The 22945-nt window shown below is 66.6% G+C and carries 23 protein-coding genes; 6 read left to right on the forward strand and 17 right to left on the reverse strand.

Annotated features, from left to right (window positions below):
- Positions 1 to 3: 3 nt before the first annotated feature.
- From E3O25_RS16540 to E3O25_RS16570, 7 genes are all read right to left on the reverse strand, one after another.
- Positions 4 to 315, reverse strand: coding sequence for a 2Fe-2S iron-sulfur cluster-binding protein (locus E3O25_RS16540; RefSeq protein WP_092106851.1), 312 nt, complete (start codon positions 313 to 315; stop codon positions 4 to 6).
- Between the two features lie 12 nt (positions 316 to 327).
- On the reverse strand, positions 328 to 1119 hold the full coding sequence (locus tag E3O25_RS16545) for an SDR family NAD(P)-dependent oxidoreductase (RefSeq protein WP_134361656.1): 792 nt from the start codon (positions 1117 to 1119) through the stop codon (positions 328 to 330).
- Positions 1112 to 3013: a PEP-utilizing enzyme gene (locus tag E3O25_RS16550; protein WP_134361657.1), complete on the reverse strand. Its 1902-nt coding sequence runs from the start codon at positions 3011 to 3013 to the stop codon at positions 1112 to 1114. Before E3O25_RS16550 ends, E3O25_RS16545 begins: the two co-directional genes overlap by 8 nt.
- Positions 3014 to 3080: 67 nt before the next feature.
- Positions 3081 to 4172, reverse strand: a complete 1092-nt coding sequence (locus tag E3O25_RS16555) for a PEP/pyruvate-binding domain-containing protein (RefSeq protein WP_092106761.1) — start codon at positions 4170 to 4172, stop codon at positions 3081 to 3083.
- Entirely contained in the window at positions 4169 to 5503 is a 1335-nt protein-coding gene (locus E3O25_RS16560; protein WP_241983985.1) for a cytochrome P450, read from the reverse strand. Before E3O25_RS16560 ends, E3O25_RS16555 begins: the two co-directional genes overlap by 4 nt.
- A 104-nt stretch (positions 5504 to 5607) precedes the next feature.
- Positions 5608 to 6414 (reverse strand): IclR family transcriptional regulator, encoded by an 807-nt coding sequence (locus E3O25_RS16565; protein WP_092106765.1) that lies wholly within the window; start codon positions 6412 to 6414, stop codon positions 5608 to 5610.
- A 261-nt stretch (positions 6415 to 6675) separates the two neighbouring features.
- The gene (locus E3O25_RS16570) at positions 6676 to 6867 is read right to left on the reverse strand and encodes a hypothetical protein (protein WP_134361658.1); all 192 of its coding nucleotides are present in this window, start codon (positions 6865 to 6867) and stop codon (positions 6676 to 6678) included.
- A 16-nt stretch (positions 6868 to 6883) separates the two neighbouring features.
- Here E3O25_RS16570 and E3O25_RS16575 point away from each other — a divergent pair, with 16 nt between their 5' ends.
- Positions 6884 to 8287 (forward strand): recombinase family protein, encoded by a 1404-nt coding sequence (locus tag E3O25_RS16575; RefSeq protein WP_134361659.1) that lies wholly within the window; start codon positions 6884 to 6886, stop codon positions 8285 to 8287.
- A gap of 165 nt (positions 8288 to 8452) precedes the next feature.
- On the opposite strand, the gene E3O25_RS16585 is transcribed toward E3O25_RS16575, so the two are convergent.
- From E3O25_RS16585 to E3O25_RS16615, 7 genes are all read right to left on the reverse strand, one after another.
- Positions 8453 to 9118: a hypothetical protein gene (locus E3O25_RS16585; RefSeq protein ID WP_241988631.1), complete on the reverse strand. Its 666-nt coding sequence runs from the start codon at positions 9116 to 9118 to the stop codon at positions 8453 to 8455.
- A 159-nt stretch (positions 9119 to 9277) separates the two neighbouring features.
- Positions 9278 to 9706, reverse strand: coding sequence for a hypothetical protein (locus tag E3O25_RS16590; protein ID WP_134361662.1), 429 nt, complete (start codon positions 9704 to 9706; stop codon positions 9278 to 9280).
- 223 nt (positions 9707 to 9929) lie between these two features.
- A complete protein-coding gene (locus tag E3O25_RS16595; RefSeq protein WP_166806043.1) occupies positions 9930 to 10724 on the reverse strand; it encodes a DUF4393 domain-containing protein in 795 nt (264 codons plus the stop codon).
- A gap of 55 nt (positions 10725 to 10779) precedes the next feature.
- Positions 10780 to 11814 carry an HNH endonuclease signature motif containing protein gene (locus E3O25_RS17640; protein WP_241988632.1) on the reverse strand — a complete coding sequence of 345 codons (1035 nt, stop codon included), beginning with the start codon at positions 11812 to 11814 and terminating at the stop codon, positions 10780 to 10782.
- A gap of 475 nt (positions 11815 to 12289) precedes the next feature.
- Entirely contained in the window at positions 12290 to 13546 is a 1257-nt protein-coding gene (locus tag E3O25_RS17645; protein ID WP_092110716.1) for an ABC transporter ATP-binding protein, read from the reverse strand.
- Complete coding sequence (locus tag E3O25_RS17235; protein WP_134361666.1) at positions 13546 to 15126, reverse strand: iron ABC transporter permease; 1581 nt, start codon at positions 15124 to 15126, stop codon at positions 13546 to 13548. Before E3O25_RS17235 ends, E3O25_RS17645 begins: the two co-directional genes overlap by 1 nt.
- A 72-nt stretch (positions 15127 to 15198) precedes the next feature.
- On the reverse strand, positions 15199 to 16236 hold the full coding sequence (locus tag E3O25_RS16615) for an extracellular solute-binding protein (RefSeq protein ID WP_092110713.1): 1038 nt from the start codon (positions 16234 to 16236) through the stop codon (positions 15199 to 15201).
- A 416-nt stretch (positions 16237 to 16652) separates the two neighbouring features.
- On the opposite strand from E3O25_RS16615, the gene E3O25_RS16620 reads away from it, so the two are divergent.
- From E3O25_RS16620 to E3O25_RS16635, 4 genes are read left to right on the forward strand one after another with little or no spacing between them, the layout of a single operon-like run.
- Positions 16653 to 17885 (forward strand): MFS transporter, encoded by a 1233-nt coding sequence (locus E3O25_RS16620; RefSeq protein ID WP_166787650.1) that lies wholly within the window; start codon positions 16653 to 16655, stop codon positions 17883 to 17885.
- A 9-nt stretch (positions 17886 to 17894) separates the two neighbouring features.
- Positions 17895 to 18590 carry an endonuclease NucS gene (nucS, locus tag E3O25_RS16625; RefSeq protein ID WP_092110711.1) on the forward strand — a complete coding sequence of 232 codons (696 nt, stop codon included), beginning with the start codon at positions 17895 to 17897 and terminating at the stop codon, positions 18588 to 18590.
- Complete coding sequence (locus E3O25_RS16630) at positions 18591 to 19025, forward strand: LexA family transcriptional regulator (protein ID WP_134361667.1); 435 nt, start codon at positions 18591 to 18593, stop codon at positions 19023 to 19025. It begins immediately after the preceding gene.
- Positions 19018 to 20298: a Y-family DNA polymerase gene (locus tag E3O25_RS16635; protein ID WP_134361668.1), complete on the forward strand. Its 1281-nt coding sequence runs from the start codon at positions 19018 to 19020 to the stop codon at positions 20296 to 20298. The genes E3O25_RS16630 and E3O25_RS16635 overlap by 8 nt, the downstream gene beginning before the upstream one ends.
- 15 nt (positions 20299 to 20313) lie before the next feature.
- Here E3O25_RS16635 and E3O25_RS16640 read toward each other — a convergent pair whose 3' ends face one another.
- The 3 genes from E3O25_RS16640 to E3O25_RS16650 form a co-directional block, all read right to left on the reverse strand.
- Positions 20314 to 21252 (reverse strand): aldo/keto reductase family oxidoreductase, encoded by a 939-nt coding sequence (locus E3O25_RS16640; protein WP_241988633.1) that lies wholly within the window; start codon positions 21250 to 21252, stop codon positions 20314 to 20316.
- 36 nt (positions 21253 to 21288) lie between these two features.
- Positions 21289 to 21525, reverse strand: a complete 237-nt coding sequence (locus E3O25_RS16645; protein WP_134361669.1) for a glucose transporter permease — start codon at positions 21523 to 21525, stop codon at positions 21289 to 21291.
- A gap of 171 nt (positions 21526 to 21696) precedes the next feature.
- Positions 21697 to 22236: an extracellular solute-binding protein gene (locus E3O25_RS16650; protein WP_134361670.1), complete on the reverse strand. Its 540-nt coding sequence runs from the start codon at positions 22234 to 22236 to the stop codon at positions 21697 to 21699.
- 39 nt (positions 22237 to 22275) lie between these two features.
- On the opposite strand from E3O25_RS16650, the gene E3O25_RS16655 reads away from it, so the two are divergent.
- On the forward strand, positions 22276 to 22944 hold the full coding sequence (locus E3O25_RS16655) for an HAD hydrolase-like protein (protein WP_092110700.1): 669 nt from the start codon (positions 22276 to 22278) through the stop codon (positions 22942 to 22944).
- The last annotated feature ends 1 nt before the right edge of the window (position 22945 follow it).

A 22945-nucleotide genomic window follows, 5' to 3' on the forward strand; every position in this document is an offset into this window, starting at 1 on the left:
GGTCTACACCTGCGTTTCGGGTGTGGTCACGCGAATGTCGGCGTCGCTCAGCTTGAGCTGGCAGGACAGCCGGGAGTTGGCCTCGCGGTCGATCGCGGTGCCGTCGAGCATGTCGTCCTCGAGCTCTTGCATCGGGTCGAAGACGCTGTCGGCGCAGACGAAGACATGGCAGGTGGCGCAGGAGAGGCTGCCGCCGCACTCGGCGACGATACCGGGAACGCCGTTACGCACGGCGGTCTCCATGACGGAATCGCCGGCGAATCCCGCGACGGCCGTTTCACTGCCGGTGGCGGATATGTAGGTTACGTATGGCATGTGCATATCTCCTTACAGAAACTGTCGGCCACCGTCGACCACGAGGGTCTGGCCGGTGATGTAGCGGGAGCCGGGGCCGGCCAGAAACAGAGCAGCCCCGACGATGTCGTCGGGCTCGCTGGCCCGTTTGATCGAGCCGCGGTCCACGCCGTACTCGGCGGCACCCTCGATAAGGCCGTAGCTGGCCTCGGTGAGGGTGAAGCCGGGGGCGATCGCGTTCACGGTGATATTGCGGTCGCCGAGTTCCTTCGCCAGCACCCGGGTGAGGGCGATCACGCCGCCCTTCGAGGCCACGTAGTGTGCCCACTGGGCTGAGCCGCTGAGCACGGTCGCGCTCGACAGGTTGATCACCGCGGCATTGTTCGCGAGATAGGGCGAGCAGGCGCGGGTGACCAGCCAGGGACCCTTGAGGTTGACGGCCATCACACGGTCCCACTCGTCGACATCGATCTCCTCGAATGGCGACCGGGTGATGGTGGCGTAGATCGCCGCGTTGTTGATGATCACGTCGATCTTGCCGTCGTTAGCGAACGCCGCGGCATCCGCTGCCAGCTGGGTGACCGAATCGAGCTGGGTCACGTTGGCCGCGAGGGCGAGGGCGCTGCCGCCGGCCGCCCGGGCGAGCGCCACGGTCTGCTGCGCACCCTCGAGGTTGGTGTCGGCGACGACCACCCGGTCGCCCTGGGCCGCGAAACCCAGGGCGAAGGCACGGCCCAGCCCGCCGGCGGCGCCGGTGATCAGCACCGTCCTGCCCGTCGCAACAGCGACAGGGCTGACGGGCTGGTCCGTGCGCGGATCAGGCATGGCTGCCTTCGAGAACCGGGCCGTCAAGCGCCTGTTCCAGCTGGACAACGGCCTCGCCGGCCAGGCTGAGGTCGTGGGCGTGCCCCTCGACGATGGTTACCGTGCCGTTGTTGCCGTCGACGCGCAGCCACTGGCCCGTCACGATCTGCGACGAGGCGGTGCCGGTTCCGGTGACGGCCGGCATGCCGTACTCCCGGCAGACGATGGCCGCGTGGCTCATCATGCCGCCGATGTCGGTGACCGTGGCGCGGATCTTGCCGAAGATCGGTCCCCACGATGGCGCCGTCACGGGGGCGACGAGGATGTCACCCTCCCGCACCTCGGACAGCTGGTCCGAGCTGCTGATGACGCGGGCCGGTCCTTCGGCCACGCCACTCGACGCCGCCATACCGCGGAATTCTCCCTCCGGCGCATCGGAGTCGCCGAGCCAGTTCTTGATCTGGTCGCTCGTGATGCCCCAGAGCATGAGGGTGAACGGTTCCGTGATGACGGCCGGCGGCGTGTTGAGGGCGGGCTGCGGGCGCTGCTGCTGCAGGGCATCCACTATGACGCGACGGCGCTCGACCTCCTCCGGCCAGTACGACGGGCCGATCGCCGGAGCGCCGACCGCCCAGCCGGTGACGTAGTCGAACAGGGCCTCGCGCACCTCGTCGCGGCGCAGAAAAAACATGCCGTCGGCGTCGGGCCAGAAGCCCTGTTCCTGCAGCATCGCCGAGAGCTGGCGGGCTTTGCGCCAGAAGACGCCCATGGTCCAGTGCTCGATGTAGAAGTTGTGGTTCTCGACGTAGGGGTAGACCTGGCGGGCCAGGCCGAGCTTACCCTCGAAGGCGGCGAGCTGTTCGGGGCTGAGCAGTTCCGAGTACTCCTCGGTGATGCGGTCGCGTTCGACGACGAGTTCGGCGACCGGGCGGTCGATGGTCTGGCCGGCCTGGAGCCGCCCGATGTAGTCGCTGATGTAGCCGAGCGGCAGTTCGAGGTGGTCGAGCCAGTACTTGTCGTGGGCGTAGAAACCGTTGCCGACGGTGAAGTTGAACCACGGGTCCTTGGCGTCGTTGAAGGCGGCGATCCACTCGGCGCCGCCGGGGGCGGCCTCAATGCCGGCCAGGGTCTGCTCCGGGTTCGCGGTTTGGCCGAACAGGCCGGTCAGGCCCAGTTCGATGGCGAGCTTGGCGAGCTTCTTGAGCTCGTCATCGGGTCGGAACAGCTCCATGTCGACGCCCTGCACCATCTTGGCGACGGCCTGGTCGGGAATTCCCGGAAAGACCTCCTTGCAGAAGCTGAAGAAGTCGAGGTAAGCCACGTAGCCGAGGTTGAGAAATTCGAAGTGGTACTGCCACGCACGGTAGGTGAGCGCGATCAGCGCGTCGTACTGGGCGAGCAGATCGTTGTTCGGGCCGGTGCCCTTGCCGCTCGTGACGTCGTTGATATCGACCTTGTTGGGCAGTGCGTCGAAATTCAGTGCGCCCAGTTCGTCGATCGTGCCGCGAATCTTGCCCTGCCACTGCTCGAGCAGGGTCTCCCAGTTCTGAAAGTAGTGTCCGGCGCGCGCCATGAATTCGGGCACGCGGGGAGCGATCTCCGCTTCGGGCACGCCCACCGGCGACATGAAGACGTAGCCGTTGTGAATGCGGAACTCGATGCCATTGGCCGGCGGAATGAGCAGGTGCCGGGTGTTGTACTGACCGAGGCAACTGACTGCAAACTCGAAACCGATCGTCTCGAATGGCTTGGTCACCGTGGGCCAGTGCTGACTGTCGCAGAACCAGAACTTGCCCTCTTCGACCTCGCGGCGGTTCTGTTGAAAGACGAGGTTATAGGCGTACAGATCTTTCCAGCCCTCGGCGCCCGCGGCGGGAGCCTGGTCATAGGGGCTGGGAAATGACTTCTCTGTCATAAGAAAACCGTTCTCGAAGATGGTGCGCGGGTGGAATGACTGTCACAGCGGATGATGCGGGTCGGGTTTATGTCGTTGCCTTGCCGGCCTGCACCAAAAGTGATCGGGTGATGCTTTCGATGCCGAAGCCGGCGGTCGGGGTCGAATCGGCGGCATCCGTTTTCGTGCCGGACGAGTGCACGGTCTCGGGGCGGGACTGCAGCAGCAACAGGTTCAGGCCGTCTGGCAGGTCACGGTCCAGGGCCCACTCAATGTCCTGCGGACATTTGAAGTGCTTCTCGGCCTTCTTGGCGATGGTCGCGATGGCGGTGATCTCGGTCTCGCTGATCGAGAGCACGGCGCGGCGTTGTGGTGAGACCTCGAGTTCGACCAGGCCGGCGTTGGCCGGGTCGGGAACCAGTTCGGCGTGTTTGTCACCGATCACCCGCTTGACCACCATGAGCATGATCTTGTCGACGGTGACGTTGTCGGGGGTGACGAGGCCGGAGACGACGAGCTCACCGAGGCCGTAGGAGGCCTCCATCACGATCTTGGAGCGGTCGCCGGTGGTGGGATCCATGGTGATGGCGACGCCGGCGGCTCGGGCATTGACCATCTTCTGCACGGCGACGGCCATGGAGAGGCCCTCGTTGGGGATGTTGTTCTTAAGCCGGTAGGTGATGGCGCGGGAGGTGAACAGCGAGGCCCAGCAGCGGCGGATGTGCTCGGTGACGTCGTCGATGCCGTTGAGCCAGAGGTAGGTATCCTGCTGGCCGGCGAAGCTCGCGTCGGGCAGGTCTTCGGCGGTCGCCGAGGAGCGCACGGCGACCGGGACCGGCTCGCTGAACCTGGCCTGCAGCGCGTGGTAAGCGGTCACGAAGTCGGCGCGCACGTCCGTGGGCACCGGGCGGCTCTCGATCTCGAAGCGCAGCTGGGCCGACACCCGGTCGACCTCGGCCACGTCGTCGGCATCGAGGTTGGCCAGCAGGGCGTGGATGTCCTGTTCGATCCCGGCGGCCGCGATGAAGGCGTCGTAGGAGGCGGTGGTGATGGCGAATCCGGGTGGCACCGGCATGCCGGCCTGAGTGAGAGCGACGAGCGAGGCGCACTTGCCGCCGAGCAGATCGTGGCGGGGCTGCTCGGTACCGTCGAAGAACTGAATGAAGGGTGCGGGGGTCATTTCGCTTCTCCCCAGGTAACGGGCACCGAGGTGGGCGCCCTGAATGACAGGTTGTCTCCGAATACGACCTTCTCCGCGTCGATCAGGCGCAGGCCGGGGGCCGCCTTCAGGGTCTCTTCGACGACGATTCTGTCTTGCATCTTGGCGAGCATGTTGCCGAGGCAGTAGTGGATGCCGAAGCCGAACGACAGGTGGTTGCGGGCGTTGACCCGGTTGATGTCGAAGGTTTCGGGTTGCTCGAAGGTGTCGCCGTCACGGTTGGCCGAGCCCATCAGCAGCAGAATGTTGGAGCCGGCCGGAATCTGCACTCCGCCGATCTCGGTGTCGACGAGTGCCTTGCGCCGCCAACCGACGATGCTCGGGGAGAAACGCAGGGTCTCATCGATCGCGGCCGGGATGCGGCTCGGATCCTCGATTAGTTTCTGCCATTCGGTCGGGTGGGCGAGCAGTTCGCGAATGGTGTTGGAGATGAGCGTGGTCGTGGTCTCGTGGCCGGCGAAGAGCAGGCTGTAGCAGACCGAGGCGATCTCGTGGTCGGAGATCTCGGAGCCGGTCGACTGCGCCTGCACCAGGTCGAAGACGAGGTTGTCGCCGTTCTCACCGTTAGCGAGTTGTTCGTGGGCGTTGGAGACCAGGCGCAGGCACTCAGTCCAGTACTCGACGAGGTTGTGCGCGTGCGGAATCTGCTCGTCGTCGCTTAGGTCGCCCCAGGTCATCGCGGCGCGGGAATCCGACCATTTCTTGTAGGTCGAGACCATGTCGGGGCCGACGCCGAGCAGGCCGAGGATGGTGATCGTGGGGATGTCCACCGCGACATCTTTCAGAAAGTCGCCGCGGGCATCCGGATGAGCCAACATCTGCTGCAGCAGCCGCACGGTGTTCTCCCGAATGGTGGGTTCAAGCTTCTTATAGCGGCGGGGCGTGAATTCCTTCTGCACGATGGCGCGCATGCGGGTGTGCTCAGGGGGAATGCGGGCGGAAAGACCAGAGTAGGCGGTGAAGCCGCCGTCGTTCATGATCTTCGTGGCGGCCGCGCCACGGGCTCGCACCGGGGCCTGGGCGTTCTCACTGCTGAAGACCTGCCAGTTGTCGAAGGCCGCCTTGACGTCGACGTAGCGGGAGACGACGAAGTAGCCGATCTCCTCATCGAACATGATCGGTTCGTTCTCGCGCAGGGCGGCGTAGGACGGGAACGGGTCGGTCATCGCGAAGGGGGCGTAGCCGTGGTGTGCGGTCGGCGCGGTCTCGGCGATTTTGGCGCTGACAGCGTGGGCGACCGGGCAGTGGCCGGTTGCGGCGGCCGGGCGGGCGAGGGCGGGTTGAGCGGTCACGATGGCTCCTTGGTCTGCAGTTCTCAACGTTGAGGTCGACGAGGTCAATCTAAGGCGCGTCGGTAGTCGAAGCTGCCGCGCTGTCCCACTGGATGGAAGTGGCTTCACGGCTGGGAGGGTTTCTCCCCGATGTTCGGCAGCCGCAGGGTGGCAGGCGGCAGGTGCGCGATTCCGGCCTGAATGCGCTGCGCCGTCCCCTGCAGCACGGGCAAGTAACGGCCCAGCTGGTGCGCGCGCGAGGTCGGCAGCACGATGCCGAGCGCGCCGAAGATCTGCCCCGACGCCTGGAACACCGGCACCGCGAGCGAACAGGAGCCCTGTCGCACCTCTTCGGAGGCGAGGGCGAACCCGAGTTCCTTGATCTTGCCGATCTCCCGGCGCAGCTCGGCCGGGTCGGTCTTGGTCAGCGGAGTGCGGCGCACGAGTTCACCGTCGAGCACCGCATTCTGCACCCATTCGTCTTCAAAGGCGAGAATGGCGCGGCCGACCGCGGTGGCGTGCAGCGGCAGGCGACCGCCAACCCGGCTGGCCTGCGGAACCCGCCGACTGCCGTAGACCCGGTCGATGTAGAGCACCTCGGCGCCGTCACGGATGGCCAGGTGCACGGTCTCCTGGGTGAGCCCGAACAGGTCCTGCAGGTAGGGTCGCGCCAGGTCGCGCAACTTGCGGCCGGCGTGCTGGCCGAGTTCCCAGAGGCGCAGCCCAATTTGGTAGCGACCCTGGGCGTCCCGCTGCACGGCGCCCCAGACCTCGAGCTCGCCGAGCAGCCGATGCGCGGTGCTTTGCGGCAGCCCGCTCTCCTGGCTGATCTCCGACAGCGACCGAGCGGATGCGCTGTGCTCGAACGCCGCCAGAATGCTCAGCACCCGGCTGGTCACCGACTGCCCCGGGGCGTTGGTGTGGCCGGCCATGCTGCCTCGTCTCGAGTTGTCGCCCGCCTGTCAGAGGGCAGGATCACTCTAGCCAGCGGCGGCCCGGCGGTGTGAGGGCCGAAGGTCCCCCGTTCGGGGCCGCGAGGAGACCACTGGGTTCGGCCCTGCGGATTGCTGCTCGCGCCCCCGGCCCTGCGTGCGCGTAAGGCAGGGATCTCCCGCCTCCGGGTTGACTTGGCTGCGTTGAGGCGGGGCGCTTTGAAGCGGGTGCGTTGATTCTGTGCCAGCACGCCGTGGGACTTATGTGTTCCAGTTGGGTTTCTCTGCGGGGGTGGCGGCGCGGTTCTGGCCGGCCGGGCGCCAGGTTTGGGTGGGGTCGAAGAGGAGAGGGCCGCGGATCCAGGGTCGGCCGTTTCGCATTTGGATGTTCCAGCCGGAGGTGTCGATGCTGGAGTGGGCGGCGTTGCAGACCAGCACGGCGTTGTCGGTCAATTGCTAATGTGACCTCATGACCAAGAGCACGAACGCAGCGATCTACGCCCGCATCTCCCGTGACGTTACAGGCGAGGGTTTGGGTGTTGAACGGCAGCTCGCGGACTGTCGAAAGCTGGCCGCGGACCGTGGCTGGATAGTCGCGGAGGAGTACGTGGATAACGACATTTCCGCCTACAAAGGCAAGCGGCGTCCGTCCTATGAGCGGATGCTCGAGGATATCAGTGCGGGGCAGCGTGACGCCGTGATCGTGTACAACACTGACCGGTTAACCCGACGGCCGATCGAACTCGAGGAGTTTGTGCAGATTTGCCAATTGGCCGGGGTCGAGGAGTTCGCGACGGTGACCGCGGATATCAATCTTGGCAATGACGATGGCATGTTTATGGCCCGGATTTTGGCGGCTGTCGCGGCGAAGGAGTCGGGCCGGAAGTCGGAACGGCAGAAGCGTAAGGCCCGCGAAATTGCTGAGGCGGGCAAGCCCAACGGGGGCAATCTTCGCCCGTTCGGGTACGAGCGTGACCAGGTGACGGTCGTGGAGTCCGAAGCTATCGTGCTGCGCGTCCTTGCGGAGCGCTATCTGGCGGGCGAGTCGCTGATGTCGCTCGCGAATTGGTTACAGGAGGAAGGCGTGTCGTCCGTGGCAGGGATGCCGTGGCGAACGACCACGCTCAGGCAGACGCTGACCAATCCTCGAATTGCGGGCTTACGCGCTCACAACGGAGTGGTCGTCGCCGTCGCGATATGGCCAGCGATCATAACGAAGGCTACCCATGAGCAGTTGGTGGCAATGTTCGCCCGAAAGAAGGTCACGGGCCGACGCGCGCCCCGCCGCTACCTGCTGTCTGGGCTGCTGCGCTGTGGTCGATGTGGGAACAAGCTGTTCAGCTCCTCACGGAAAGACACCCGCCGCTACGTGTGCATGTCCGGACCGGACCACGGCGGATGCGGCAGGTTGACCATCGTCGCAGCGCCGGTCGAGGAATGGCTCGCGGAGGCCGTGCTCATGCGTTTGGACAGCTCTGCAATGGCCGATGCTTTGGTCGGGCGCGCTATTGCCGATGAACGTCATGCAGCCCTCGCCGCCGATCTGCAATCCGATCAGGCGCAGATGAAGGAACTGGCCGAACTCTGGGCGGACAAGGGAATCTCGCTGGCAGAGTGGAAGGCCGCACGCGAGCCGATCGAAGCACGCATTTTCAACCTCGACCGGCAGATCGGCCAATTGACCGGGACTTCCACGCTGGCCGGAATCATCGGTAACGGCGAGGCGGTGCGCGCGAGCTGGGATTCGTTGAACCTCTCCCGGCAGGCCGCGATCATCGCCGCGGTCCTCGATTACGCCACCATCACACCCAAGACCAGCGCAGGACGCGTCTCGGTGGACCCGAACCGGATCATTGCAACGTGGCGGCTGTGAGCACCCGGGCGCTGCGGTCGCCGCTCCGCGGCGCTCCCGCAGCATCCCGCCCGCTCATCAGCGCGCCAACTTGCGCAATAACTCCCGCGTCGGTGACCAGCAGCGGCACTCCCTGAGCCAGGCATGACGCCTCCAACCAGGCCCTGACGCCTTCCCGATCGGCGTTCATCGGCCCCACTGCGCCCAGATGCAGGGCGGCCCTTGCCAGTCCTCGACCGAGGACGACGCCCACTCCACCAATGGCGCGGAATGCAGCACCGTGGATGCCTGCTGAAGCACGTCCTCCGGCGAGATTCCCGACAAAGCAACCGGCCGAGGCCGGAAGTTCTGGGCCACGTCATACCGATGCAGACCCAGCACCCGAACGGTGGGGTCCGCGAAGGACTTCGCAACATACTTCGACAGGTAGCCCGCGGCGATGCGCGCTTCCGACAGGTTCGTGGATCCGACCGGGAGGTCGCCGAGCAGCTTGATGTGCACGAAGCCGCGGCCCCACGCCGCCTCGATCAATGACCGCTTGATGAACCGGCCGACCGCGAAGTGCGCATGCAGGCCGTGGCCGGACTTGTGCCACTCCGCCACCCACGCATACGGGAATGCCTTCCCGCCGAGGGAGGAGCGCAGCGTCCGGAAGAACTCGCCCAGGTGCAGCCGCAGCATTTCTGGGTCGTGGCATCCCTCACCGCGGAAGGTGAGCGTGCCGAGCCGATTCAGCCGGTTCGCGGAGCAGTACCGCCGCAGCGTGGCCCGCGCACGACGTCCCGCTTCAGCCGCCGACCGCTCCGGGTCCTTCGCGAACCCGCGTGAGACATAACTGGGCAGCCGCCGCACCGACGAATGGAAAGACCCGCCACCCTCGCCCGCATCCGGGTACAGAGTGAAGGTCCAGCCCGCGTCTGGGCGCCCCAACGGAGCGAGTGCCCGTTGAAGTTGTAGTCCCATATCCTGGGACTCTAGTACAGATTTAGGTGCTAGTCCCGCAATCTGGGACTACTCGGAGTGTTCAACTTTAGCGGCAGCAGTCTCGGCAGTGGTCTCGGCCGTGGTGTCGGGAGCAAATCCGCCGCGGATGAAGCCCTCGACGTTGAGGTCGATACCGGGAAACCGATACACGTCCGGATGCGCACCAAACACCTTCCGAAAGAGCGCAACCCGGCGATAGATCGCCGACCGGCTCATCCCCAGCTGAGACTGGAGGCCTTCGAAGCCGCCGAGCAGGTGCCAAGAGATCCAGAACCCAAGCAGGTCAAATGTCGCACCACGCGCCAAGGGCATCAGCACCGGGGCGAGGTGCTTCACTATCGGGTCAGTGACCGGGCGCACGGCCTTGACGTAGGAATCCCACGCCTTCTCTAACCGTCCCTTGGCAATGCCGAGTCCGTCCGGCGACGGCATCCGCTGTGATCGAAAGTCAGTCATGAACACTCCTAGTCCCAGAAATCGAGACTACAGGATGCGACACGACGAACGCCAACGAATCAAAAAGCACGACGGTGCTGCCGCGGTTTTGGCCGTCCTACGGACGACCAAAACCTTGCCCTCGGTCGCCCTGCCGGGCTCCCGAGTTACGTTGCTTATTCAAGTAAAGGTACCGGGCTGCGCCCGCAAGCAATATCCGACCGTTGGTCGAGATTGTCCCGGCCTATAGAATTCCGACCGCCTTTGCGAAGGCGAATCCGAACGCGGTTCGTTGAATTACTCCCTTCGCGAATGTGATGCTTTGGCCGTCCTGGAGGCCTCGAACACGCTCTTGGTATTCTGGGCGAGCATCGACCCAGTCGTAAGCGGTCTCATCTGTCAGATAGGTATCATAATTGACGCGAACGAGTCCCAAGCGCACCCAGTTATCGATATAGGCAGGCAGCATTTCATCTAATAGCGGCTCAACGGCATTCCTTAATCCGACCAAGTGGCTGTATACAACGTTCCAACTCTGTTCACCTTCAATGCTGCTCCGAAGTTCGGCGGCGGCCATCGTTTCGATCTGCAGCACTGGTTCTAAGAACCCCACCTCACTCGCTGAGAGCGCACCGATTATCTCGGCAAAACCCGGATGAGCCTTCGCCGCTACGCGGCTGTCCATCGAGGTTGCCAGCAAGCCTATGTACAAGTCACGGAGGCTATCTTCCTCGTGCGAATAGCCGAGGCCCTGCAATACCGGACCAGCTACTGATGGTTTTGGTGAGGCAATAAACTCGGGGGGAACTTCCTTCATCTTGTCAGCTAGATCCTCAGGAAACTTTGAATCAAAGTATTTCTGGGCACGAGCGTTTACAACTGCGAGGGGCATCAGTGCCGTCTTGACAAGGCCAGTCAAAACTTCTCCAACATAAGCGACATTGTCACCTGCGCGCTGCAAGTTGGTATTCTTGCTCCCCATCCCGACGAGCGTGATAGCGGCATTAAACGCCGCCGCTTCAGTTGTTCCGTCACTCATGGTTTTACCGTAGCGCATTAGCTCAGATCGTCATCCACGTCGAGAGGGGGTCGTTTTAGCAACTTGTGCCGTTTCCGATGTCGGTGGGGCCGCCTTGGTTCCACGGGATGACGTGGTGGGCCTGGGTGTATTGGGGTGGCACGGTGCAGCCGGGGATGACACAGCCGCCGTCGCGGGCGGCGAGGGCTCTTCGTTGTTGGGTGGTGAAGAACCGGTTGCTGGTGCCGAGGTTGAGGATGGTGCCGGTGTGGCCGAACAGGATGGGTTGGTAGCCGCCGGCGCAGATCAACTCGTCGACCTGCTGCGGGGTGAGGGGCCCGTCGATACCGTCGATCCAGCCGGCTCCGCGCCCGGCGAGGAGATCGTTGATATTGATGTGCACGAGCACCGTGGGGGCGGCGCCGCCCATGGTCGGGGTGCTGGGGTGTCGTGCGGCGGCTTCGAACACGGCGCGGAGGATGTCGGCTCGTTTCTCGCTGATCGAGCGGGAGTCATCGGGGTGCTGCGGACAGGGACCGCCCGGGTCGGGTGGGATACTCTCGTCAGCTCCAGCTCCAGCTCCAGCTCCGGCTCCAGCTCCGGGTCTGGCTTCCGCTTTGGCTTCACCATCAGCTCCGACTCCGACTCCGAGGTCAGTCTCGGTCTCCGCCTGAGTCACCTCCTCGGCCGCCGCCTTGTTCTCGTTCTCGCCAGTGGCAGGCCCCTCGTTGGCATTGTCATCGTCGTTGCTCTCGTTGCCGTCGTTGCCGTCAGCTTGATCGGCGTCGGTCGGTTCGGTTTCATGGAATGCGACCCTGGCACGCGGGGTGGTGTCGGGCGCAAATCTGGGGGTGGCCTCGGGTACCGGGGCGGCATCGGGGAGTGGGGTGATATCGGATTGGGTCGTGCCGGCCGCGCCGGGCACGGGATTGACCGCCGCAGCCGAGAGGTAGGCATCGAAGACGTTGCCGATGATGGCACGGTCGAGGGTGGTGAACCAGCCGTTGAGGCTGTAGCCGCCGTTGCTGAGGCCGCCGAAGGTGAGCCAGCTGCGCCGCTCCGTGGGGTGTCGCCGGGCGCGGATCCGTCGGGGGCGAGGCGTGCCTGCCACTGGATGCCCTGCTGCCGCAGTAACGCCGGCGCGAACGCGATGCCCGCCCCGGGAAGCCCCTCGGTTTCGGGGGTGATCGCACCGGATCCGCTGGCGACGAGGGAACGCTCGACCCGATCGAGATCCTCCACCAGCACGGAGGAACGCAGGCCGTCGAGCACCGTCACGATCACCCGGGCCTGCTCCAGCCCGAGCGCCCCGCCCTGCAGGGCGGCGCCGAGCACGGGGTAGGTGGGGGCGAGGGGCCGGCCGAGCAGCATGCGCTGGCCGGCTTTCTCGCCGAGCGCGGCACGCTGGCGCACCTCGGCGCGGGAGAGCCTGGCCAGGGTGCAGACCAGCTCGACCCCGCTGCGGCACCAAACCTCATTGGGTATCCCCGCCGATCCTGCCTGCTGCCTACGTGGTTTCGAAGTAATAAATGATTTTCTATCACAAATTACAGGTACCAGATACCGGCGCGATACTTGCGAGCGGGTCAGGCGACCGGGTAGGCGAGGGCGTTCTGGCGCACCCCGAGGGTCAGCCGATCGCCGAGACGGGGCAGGTCGGGGGCCGCGACGCGGGCCCGCACGACGAGACCGCCAGCGAGGGTGAAGCTCACCAGAGCGTCGTGGCCGGCGTAGGCGATGGCGGTGGTGACGGCATCCGTCTGTCGCTCGGTTGACGGGGCGGCGAGGGTCAGCCATTCCGGGCGGAGGAGCACGAGCACCGGCGTTCCGTCGGCAGGAGCTGATGCCGCGCCCATCCAGTCCGCCGGGAGCGACCCGAGGCCGCAGTCGACGCGGCCGCCCTGCCAGACTCCGTTGAGCTCGACGGTATCGCCGACGAAACCGGCGACCCACGGGTCGACCGGGCGTTCGTAAACGTCGGCGGGGGTGCCGAACTGCAAAATCTCGCCGCCACGCATAACGGCCACGAAGTCGGCCAGGGAGAGCGCCTCTTCCTGGTCGTGGGTCACGAGCAGGCTGGTGTTGTGCTGGCCGCGCAGCAGCGCGGCGACTTCGGTGCGCAGTGCTGCCCTCAGCAGCGGGTCGAGGGCCGCGAAGGGTTCATCGAGCAGCATAAGGTCGGGCCGTGGGGCGAGCGCCCGCGCCAGCGACACGCGCTGGGCCTGGCCGCCGGAGAGCTGAGAGGGGGCGCGATCGACGAGTTCGGCCAGGCCCACCAGGGTGGCGAGCTCCGCGATGCGGGCCGCGCGGCTGGTCTGGCGGCTGCGATCGGGCGTGATGGGTACCGGCGTAAGGTGGTCAGTCCCAGTAGTGCCAGACTCGTCGCGCCGTGCACCGGCCCGAGGGCTAGCGGGCAGCGGGGCGGTAAGTCGGGAGCGAGCCGCTCGCCTGCGCCGAGTGACGCCGGCGAACAGCCCCCCGGCAGTCTCGCCGGGCTCGCAGTAGAGATCGTCGCTCTGTCTGGTGCGGGGCAGCCCAAACCCGATGTTCTCGCCGACCGACAGATGCGGAAACAGCGAGGCGTCTTGCGGAACCCAGCCCATGCCGCGCTTTTCCGGAGCTCGCTGCACGCCGGGGCCGGTGACGAGGCGCCCGCCAACCGTGATCGTGCCGGAGGTGACCGGCAGCAGACCGGCGACCGCGCGCAGGAGGGTGGTCTTGCCGCATCCGCTCGGGCCGAGAACGGCAACGAGGGAGCCGCGCGGAATGCGCAGGCTGACGTCGTCGAGCACCCGACGTTCACCGTAGGCGACGTTCAGCGCCTCGATCGATACCCAGCCCACTAGTTCTCCCTTGCCGTGCCGCGGATGCCGGACAGCAGCACCGCGGGCACCATCGCCACGAGCACGAGCGCCGCCGCGTAGGGCGCCGCAGCGCCGAACTCGAACAGGGCCGTGCGACTCCACAACTCGGTCGCGAGCGTGGAGACACCCGTCGGCCGCAGCAGCAGCGTCGCTGGTAATTCTTTCATGGCCGAGATGGCCACGAGCAGTGCGCCGATCGCGATCCCCGGCAGCGCGAGGCGCGCGGTGACCCGCCACCAGGCCTGGAACGGCGAGAGGCCGAGCATGCGGGAGACGTCCCCGAGGCTCGGCGGCACCGCCGCGATGCCGCTGCGCACGCTGCCGATCGCCCGTGGCATGAACAGCACGACATAGGCGAAGACCAGCACGACCGACGTCTGGTAGACCATCGGAACGGCGGCGAGCGCGAAGAACACGAGCGAGAGCCCCACGACGATGCCGGGCAGGGCATGGCCCAGAAACCCGACGGCCTCGATCACGGCGACCAGGCGACCGCGGTACCGGGCGGCGAGCGCAGCGATCGGCAGGGCCACGAGCACGGCGACCACGGCTGCAGCCAGGGCGAGCCCGAGGGTCGCGCCGATGGCTTCGATCAGACGCGGAACGTCGATGGCGCGCAGTGTTTCGGCCTCGAGCAGGCGGCTGAGCAACCCGACCACCGGAACCACGACCCCGGCGAGCGGCGCGGCGAGCAGCACCGCCATGTAGATGGCGCCGTACCGTCCGGGCGGGCGGGCCGGCATGGTGCTGCGACCCGGAACGCTCCCGACCTGTCGGCGGCTGCGCCGTTCGCCGGCCACGACCACGAGGGCGAGCACGACGAGTACGAGGGCGAGCAGCGCGGCCTGGTTGCGGTCGAAGCTCGCCCCGTAGGCGGCATTGATTCCCCAGGTGAGCGTCTGAAAACGCAGCATCGAGACGAGTCCGAAATCGCTCAGGGAGTACAGGCACACGAGAAGTGCTCCGGCAATAGCGGCCGGGCGAATCTGCGGCCAGGTCGCCGCAGCGAACGCCCGCAGCGGGCCACGACCGAGGGTGCGGGCCACCGATTCCAGATCAGCGGATGCCCCACGCAGCGCCGCCGCCACCGGCAGCGTCACGTACGGGGCGCAGACCATGGTCATGACGAACCAGCTGGCCCAGAAGCCATGGAGCTGCGGAAACCAGACCAGCCAGCCGTAGGCGGCCAGGTAGCTCGGCACCGCGAGGGGCAGCGCCGAGACCAGCAACAGCGTGCGCTGGAACGGCAGGCGGATGCGGGTGAGGATCCAGGCGCAGATTGTGCCGAGCACGAGGCACGACAGCGTCACGGCCCCGGCGAGCAAAACCGTATTGACCGTGAGCTGCAGCACCCGCGGGCGCACGAGCGTGTCGAGCAGTTCGGTGAGGCCGGCCTCGGTCGTGCGCACCACGAGGTAGACCAGCGGAATGGCGGCGGTCGCCGCACACAGCGCGGCGAGCACCAAAAGCCAGGCTGGCGCGCCGAAGCGGTACCGGCCGGGCGCGCGGGGCGGTGGCGGGGCATCCGTTTCGAGCGGTGGAATGAGCAACTCGGTCATGAGGGGCTCCCGGTGCAGGGTAGGGCGCGGCTGCCGACCTGAGCCCGCACCCGCGCCTTCACTGCCTCAATGTTAGATCAGGCCGTGCTTGCCGAGCAGCGCCTGGGTGTCGGCGAGGGTGTCGAGGTCGGCCAGGTCGAGCTCGGGGTTGATCAGCGAGTCGAGTTCGGGCAAGCCGGCCGGGGCGTCGATGCCGGCAATCAGCGGGTACTCAAAGGTCTCGTCGACGAAGTACTGCTGCGCCTCGGCGCCTACGAGGTAGTCGATGAACTCGAGCGCGTCGGCATCCGCTTCGGCACCGGCCAGCAGGCCGGCCCCGGTGACGTTCACGATGGAACCGGCGTCGCCGGCTTCGGGGTAGGAGAGCTGGGCACGCATGTTGGCCTCACCAGTTTCGGCGGCCTGGGCGAACCAGTAGTAGTGGTTGATGAGTCCGGCCTCGATGACCCCGTCGTTGACGGCGGCGAGAATGGCGCGGTTGTTGTCGAAGATGACCGGGCTGTTCGCGGCGACGGCCTTGACCCACTCGTCAGCGGCTTCCTCGCCGTTCAGCACCCGGTACGCGGTGACGAAGGCCTGAAAGCTCGCGTTGGTGGGCGCGATGCCGAACTTTCCGGCCCAGGCCGGGTCGGTGAAGGCGTCGACGGATGCCGGCACGTCGGCCGCGCTCATCGCCTCACTGTCGTAGGCGATCACGCGGGCCCGGCCGGTGACGCCGACCCAGGTGTCGTCGGTCGAGGTGAATCCGGCCGGAACGGCGTCGGTCGTCGCGGCCGGCAGGGTGGCGAACAGGTCGGCGTTGGCGAGGGCGCCGAGCGCGCCGGCGTCTTGCGCGAGAAATACCTGGGCGGGAGTGGCGTCACCCTCTTCGAGAAGCAGGGCACCGAGCTCGGCGGTGTTGCCGTAGCGCACCTCAACAGTGATGCCGCTTTCTTCCTCGAACTGGTCGATGAGCGGCTGGATGAGCGCTTCGTCGCGCCCGGAGTAGAGGGTGAATGCGCCGTCGCTGGTTTCCGCTGTGGCTGCCGGCTCGGCGGCTGGCGTGCACCCGGCGAGGGCGAGAACGGAGGCGCCGGCAACGAACGCGGCAACAGAAAGGGGAATGCGCATTTTTCTCCAAGGCTAGAACGACCAAGGTAAGGCTACGCTAACCCGGTCGGGGGTGCGAATCGGCGAGGTTCTGGGCGTCATCCCGCGTCATGGATCGGCGGGCGGGATGCTCAGGCTGCAGCGCAATGGGAAGTCAGGCATCCCACGCGCACCGGAAAGAATCGCGCGCGCGATGCCACTCTCGGCCCCTTCATTCCTGCGAGCTGCCATCTTCGGCCCCTTGAGCGCGATTCAAGGGGCCGATTGCGTCGTCTCGCGTAGGGGCGGCCACGATCATGGGGCCGAATGTGTCATCTCGCGAGCGGCAAGAGGCCAGATATAGCGAGTTGCGCCTTCGTTTGTGCGCGCAAAGCGTTGTAGCGTAAAGACACCCCCGTTCGTTGCCGAGGCCTCCCGCCCGCTGCTTGAGGAGCCCGATGACCGACTCCCCCATGACCACCACGCGCCCGGCCCTGCTGGGCTGGCGTAATGCCGTGTTCGCCGCGTTCTTCGTGGCGGGGCTGGGCCTGGCCAGCTGGATGGCGCGGATTCCTTCGGTGCGCGACGGCCTCGGGCTCGACACGGCCCAGGTCGGCCTGCTCATCTTCGGGCTCTCGGCCGGCTCGGTCCTCGGGCTGCTGATCGCCGCGGGCCTGCTCGCTCGCCTCGGCGCCCGCCGGGCCATGCTGCTCAGCACGACGATGTCGGCGACCGGGCTCGTGCTCATGGGGGCGGGCGTCAGCCTCGTCCCCTCAGCCCCGTTCGTGTTCGCCGCCCTCGCCGTGTTCGGAATCGGCATGGGATCCCTCGACGTCATGATGAACGTCGAGGGCGCCGCTGCCGAGCGCGCTATCGGCCGCACGCTGATGCCGCTCATGCACGCCTGCTTCAGCCTCGGCACGGTGGTCGGGGCGCTCGGCGGCGCCGCCGCATCCGCTCTGCAGGTCTCGGTGTTCTGGCACCTGCTGGTGATGGCGACGCTGGTTCTCGGCACGATCGTTGTGGCCGTTCGATTTTTGCCGGCCGCCATCGAGATCGACCCCACAACGGATGCCCCGCACCTCACCTGGCCCGCCCGCCTGCGTGAGAGTCTCGCCGTCTGGCAGGATCGCAAACTGCTGCTGATCGGCCTCATCGTGCTCGGCATGACCTTTGCCGAGGGCTCAGCGAACGACTGGCTCGCCCTCGCCTCGGTCGATGGGCACGGCCTGAGCAACACCGACGGCGCGATCGTGTTTGGCGTGTTCGTGGCCGCGATGACCGTGGGTCGCGTGATCGGCGGGCCGGTGCTCGACCGGTTCGGTCGGGTGCTCGTGCTGCGCGCCTGCGCCGGCATCGGCATCGTGGGGCTCGTGCTGTTCATCCTCGCGCCGAACACCCCGCTCGTTTATGTCGGCACCATTCTCTGGGGTATCGGCGCCTCGCTCGGGTTTCCGGTGGGCATGTCGGCCGCCGCCGACGACACCAAAAACGCGGCCGCGCGAGTGAGCGCCGTGGCCATCATCGGCTACTTCGCCTTCCTGGTCGGGCCGCCGGTGCTCGGGCTGCTCGGCGAGGCCTGGGGCATTCTCAACGCCCTGTACCTGATTCTGGTGCTGATGGTGCTGGCCGGGCTGGCGGCCCCGGCGGCGCGGCCGGCGGCATCCGCTTTCACAGGCGCGAAGCCGTAAACTCGACCAGTGCGCCTTGTAATTGCGAAATGCTCCGTTGACTATGCCGGGCGTCTCAGCGCCCACCTGCCGATGGCCACCCGCCTGCTCATGATCAAGTCCGACGGCAGTGTGCTCGTGCACTCCGACGGCGGCTCGTATAAGCCGCTCAACTGGATGAGCCCGCCGTGCTCGGTCGCCATCTCCGAACCCGACAGCGATCAAGCGGATGCCGGCATCACCGCCCTCTGGACCGTCACCCACGCTAAGACCGCCGACCAGCTCGTGGTCAGCGTTTACGAGGTGCAGCACGATTCGGCGCACGAACTCGGCATCGACCCCGGCCTGATCAAGGACGGCGCCGAGTCGCACCTGCAGAAGCTGCTGGCCGAGCACATCCACCTGCTCGGTGAGGGCTTCACCTTTGTGCGCCGCGAATACATGACGGCCATCGGGCCGGTCGACATCCTCGCGCAGGACGCGAGCGGGGCTTCCGTCGCGGTCGAACTCAAGCGCAACGGCGACATCGACGGCGTCGAGCAGCTCACCCGCTACCTCGAGCTAATGAACCGCGACCCGCACCTCGCACCGGTGAGCGGGGTTTTCGCCGCGCAGACCATCAAACCGCAGGCCCGCAAGCTGGCCGAGGATCGCGGCATCCGCTGCCTGCTGCTCGACTACGACGCCATGCGCGGGCTGGACGACACGGCCTCGAAGTTGTTCTGAATGCACAGACCTGAGATCACCCCGGTACAGGCTGACACAGCGAACACCAGCCAGTTCGCCCGCGAGGCGCCCGAGGCCGTTCACGCCGGATTCCCCTCGCCGGCGCAGGGCTATTACACCGGACCCGTCGACCTGAATCGCCACCTCATCACCGACCCCACAGCGACGTTCATCGTGCGGGTCAGCGGCGACAGCATGATCGGCGCGGGCATCTTCGACGGCGATGAGATCATCGTCGACCGTTCCCTCGACGCCCGCGACGGCAGTGTCATCGTGGCCGTCGTGGACAACGAACTGACCATCAAGCGGCTGCGCATCGACGGTGAGTCCATCCGGCTGGTTCCCGAAAACCCGGCCTACCCCGACATCGTGCTCAGCGAACTGAGCGAATTGACGGTCTGGGGCGTCGTCACCCGGTGCCTGCACCGTGTCTGAGTCCACCTCGATCGCCCTCGTCGACGCGAACAACTTCTACGTTTCGTGTGAGCGCATCTTCGACCCCCGCCTCGAGGGCCGGCCCGTCGTCGTACTCTCCAACAATGACGGCTGTGTGATCGCCCGCTCCGCCGAAGCCAAGACGCTCGGCATCGACATGGCCGCGCCCTGGCAGAACATCGCCGCCGAGGCCGTAGCCAAGGGCGTCATCGCCCGTTCCAGCAATTACGAGCTTTACGGCGACATTTCCGCTCGCGCCGTCGAGCTGCTCAGCCGCTTCACCTCGAGCCAGGAGGTGTATTCGATCGACGAGAGCTTCATCCGCCTCACCGGCACCCCCGCGCAGGTCACCGCGATCGCCCGGGAGATTCGCGCGGCGACCCAGAAGCTCATCGGCCTGCCGGTCAGCGTGGGAATAGCGCCGAGCAAGACGCTGGCTAAACTCGCCAACCGGGGCTCGAAGTCCTCCGCTTCCCTGCAGGGTGTCTGCAACCTCGCCGCGTATTCGCCTGACCAGCTGACGAGGATTCTGCGGTCGGTGGATGCGGGCCAGGTGTGGGGCGTCGGCTCACGCAGCGCCGCGAAATTGACCGGCATCGGCATCCACACGGCGGGCGACCTGCGCGACAGCGACGCCGTGCGCATCCGCCGCCGGTTCGGGGTGACGATGGAGCGCACCGTGCAGGAACTGCGCGGCAACGACTGCCTGCCGCTCGAGGAACTGCGGGCCGACCGGGAACAGATCCAGTTTTCCCGCTCGTTCGCCGTGCCCATCAGCACCGTGGCCGAGCTCGAAGAAGTGCTCTCCGTGTACACCCAGCGCGCCGCCGCACGGCTGCGTGCGCAAGGCTCGCTGGCACGCCTCATGCGTTGCTACGCCTCGACCTCGCCGTTCAGAGACAACCACGTGACGCACGCGGTATCCCTCACTTTTCCCGACCCGACCGATGATCCGGTGCAGATGTACCGGGCGGCGATCACCGCCCTCGGCCCGCAGCTGCAGGGCGACCAGCACTACGTGCGGGTGGGCGTCAGCCTGCACGATTTCTCGCCGCAGGCTTCGCACGCCAGCCTCGATATCTTCGGCACCGAGCCTGCACCGTTCAAGGCCGGCGCCGTGCTCGACTCGATCACGGCCAAGTACGGGCAGGAGAACCTCGGCCTCGGCTTGGCCGGGCTCAAGAACAACCGGGCCTGGACCATGCGCCGCGAGATGGTCTCGCCCCGCGCCACGACGCACTGGGACGAATTGATCACCGTCGCCGCCCGCTAGGGCCGTTGAGCGCACCTACGGCAGCGGCCGACCGCGGGCCGCAATGTACAGCGCGAACCATTCGTCGCGCGTCATCGCCGCTGCCTGCACCGCGGCATCGGCGCAGGCCCGAATGCGCGTAGGATCGCTCGATCCGAGCACCGGGTCGATGCGCGCCGGGTGCCGCATCAGCCAGCCGAGCACGATGGCCTCGCGGGTCGTGTTCTTGGCTTCGGCCAGCGTCGTGACCACAGCGGATGCCGCCTCCTCGGCCGCCGTGCGCGTCGGCGCCCCGGAATAGCGGCCCTGGGCGAGGGCGCCCCAGGCCTGGAGCCGCACGCCGTTGCTCGCGCAGTACTCGAGCGTGCCGTGCGGAAAGGTGTTGCTGGCGCCATCCGGGTGGTTGACCAGCACGGTACTGTCGACCCAGTCGCGGCGGCCCAGGCTCATCTCCAGCTGGTTCACCACGATCGGCAGCGGACTCTCGCGCTGCAGAAACGCGATCTGCGCCCCCGACATGTTCGAGACGCCGAGCGCGCGAATCTTGCCGGCCGCGTGCAGCTGGGCCACCGCCACGGCCACATCGGCGGGCTCGAGCAGCGGGTCGGGTCGGTGCAGCAGCAGGGTGTCGACGTAGTCCACGCCGAGCCGCGCGAGGCTGTCGTCGACGCGCGCCACGATCGTGGACAGGTCGTAGGGAGCGTGGTCCGCATCCAGGCGGATACCGCACTTGGTCTGGATCTCGATGCGCTCGCGCAGTCCCGGCGTGCGTTTCAGCACCTCGCCGAACACCGTCTCGGCCTTACCGAAACGGTAGATGTCGGCGTGGTCGAACACGCCCACGCCGATGGATAGCGCGGCCTCGACCGCCGCGGCCGCCTGGTCGATCGCGGCGGGGGTGACCGGCCCTGGCGTCCAGTCACCGCCCAGTCCCATGCAGCCATAGACGAGTCGGGCGGGCGAAGTCGGTGTCATGCAGGGTTCCTTTGCCGGTCGAGGCGAACGAACAGGCTAACCCTTTTCGCCGCCCTCGGTGGTATTCATGATGCGCTTCTGAAAGATGACGATCATGATGGCGACCGGGATCGTCATCAGCAGCGCCGAAGCCAGCACCAGCGGATACTGGTTGCCCGAGCCGAGCTGCCCCGACACGAGCGAGGCGACACCGGTCGTCAGGGTATTCAGGTCGGCGTCCTGCCGCGAGACAACGAAGTGCGCGTACTCGTTCCACATGCCTTGCAAACTCAAAAAGAACAGTGTCACGACGGCGGGCCGATGAACAGCCAGCCGAATCTTGTTTCGCCCGAGCGGATGCCGGCCCGCGGCTTGCGCGCGCCCGCCGTCAGTCTGCGTGCCATGGTGTCTCCCTTGATACCTGATGATGTGCGGGCCCGGCCCGTAGGGCCGGGCCCGCAGACGCTATTGGCCGTTGGCCTCGTCGAGGGTGGCCTGCAGCCTGGTCTGGAGCGATTCGAGGATTGCCTTCGGCACGCCGCCGATGAAGCCCTCGAGCTTCGAGTTGAAGTCCGTGATGGCCGAGGCCGATCCGGCGAAATTCACCGGGCTGACCGCGTAGTCGGCACTCGCGACGAACGACGCGTTCTCGGGAAAGGTTTCGGCGTAGGTCGCCGCGGCGGACTCGGTCGAGGGGATCACTCCGAAGGCAGCGGCCGCGGCGAGTTGCGCCTGGTCGCTGGTGAGGAACTCGACCACGGAGCTGGCGGCATCCGCTGTGTCGGAGTTCTGCGGGATTCCCCAGCAGTTGATGAAGCTGAAGGTCGACTGGCCTCCGGGGCCGGCGGGCAACTCGTAGGCGGCGTAGTTGGTGTCCGGAAAGTCGGCCGCGATGCCCTTGATCCAGGGCAATGACGACGGAAAGATTGCGTCGGCGGCTGGTGCCCCGATCGAGGTGCGCTGAGCCTTTGACGAAGCCGGATAAAAGCTGAGGAAAATGGGCAAATGGGGTAGATGGGCGGCGAACCGTTTAGGCTATGCCGAATGAACGCAACATTGACGCGCACCTGGAGCGCCATCCTCTTCGACCTCGACGGAACCATCACCGATTCCGCCCCGGCGATCACCGCCTCGTTGGCCCGCACCTTCACCCGGATGGGCCGCCCCGTTCCCAGCGCTGCCGACCTGCTCGCCTACGTCGGCCCGCCGATGCTCGACGCCTTCCAGGAGTACGCGGGCATGACCCCCGACGAGGCCGCATCGGCCACCGCGGTTTACCGGGCCGATTATCACGGCGCCGCCGCGCTCGATACGGCCGTCTATCCCGGCGTAGCCGGCCTGCTCGAGCGCATCCACGCTGCGGGAATTCCCCTCGCCCTCGCCACGAGCAAGCCGGAACTGAGCGCGATCGCCATTCTCACGCACTTCGATCTCGCTAAATACTTCACGGCAACGGTCGGGGCATCTGCCGACGACACCCGCAGCCACAAGGCTGAGATCGTGGCCGAGGCCCTGGCCCGCCTGGCCGCGACCGGCGTCGACACCAGCGGAGCCGTCATGGTCGGCGACCGCAGCTACGATGCCATCGGCGCTGAAGCAAACGGCATTCCGGCCATCCTGGTGGAGTGGGGCTACGGCTCTCCCGCCGAAGCGGCCGCCGCGACCGCTGTCGTGCACTCGACCGACCAGCTCAGCAAACTGCTGCTCGGCTGAT

Source organism: Cryobacterium sp. TMT1-3 (assembly GCF_004402315.1).
Lineage (GTDB): Bacteria > Actinomycetota > Actinomycetes > Actinomycetales > Microbacteriaceae > Cryobacterium > Cryobacterium luteum.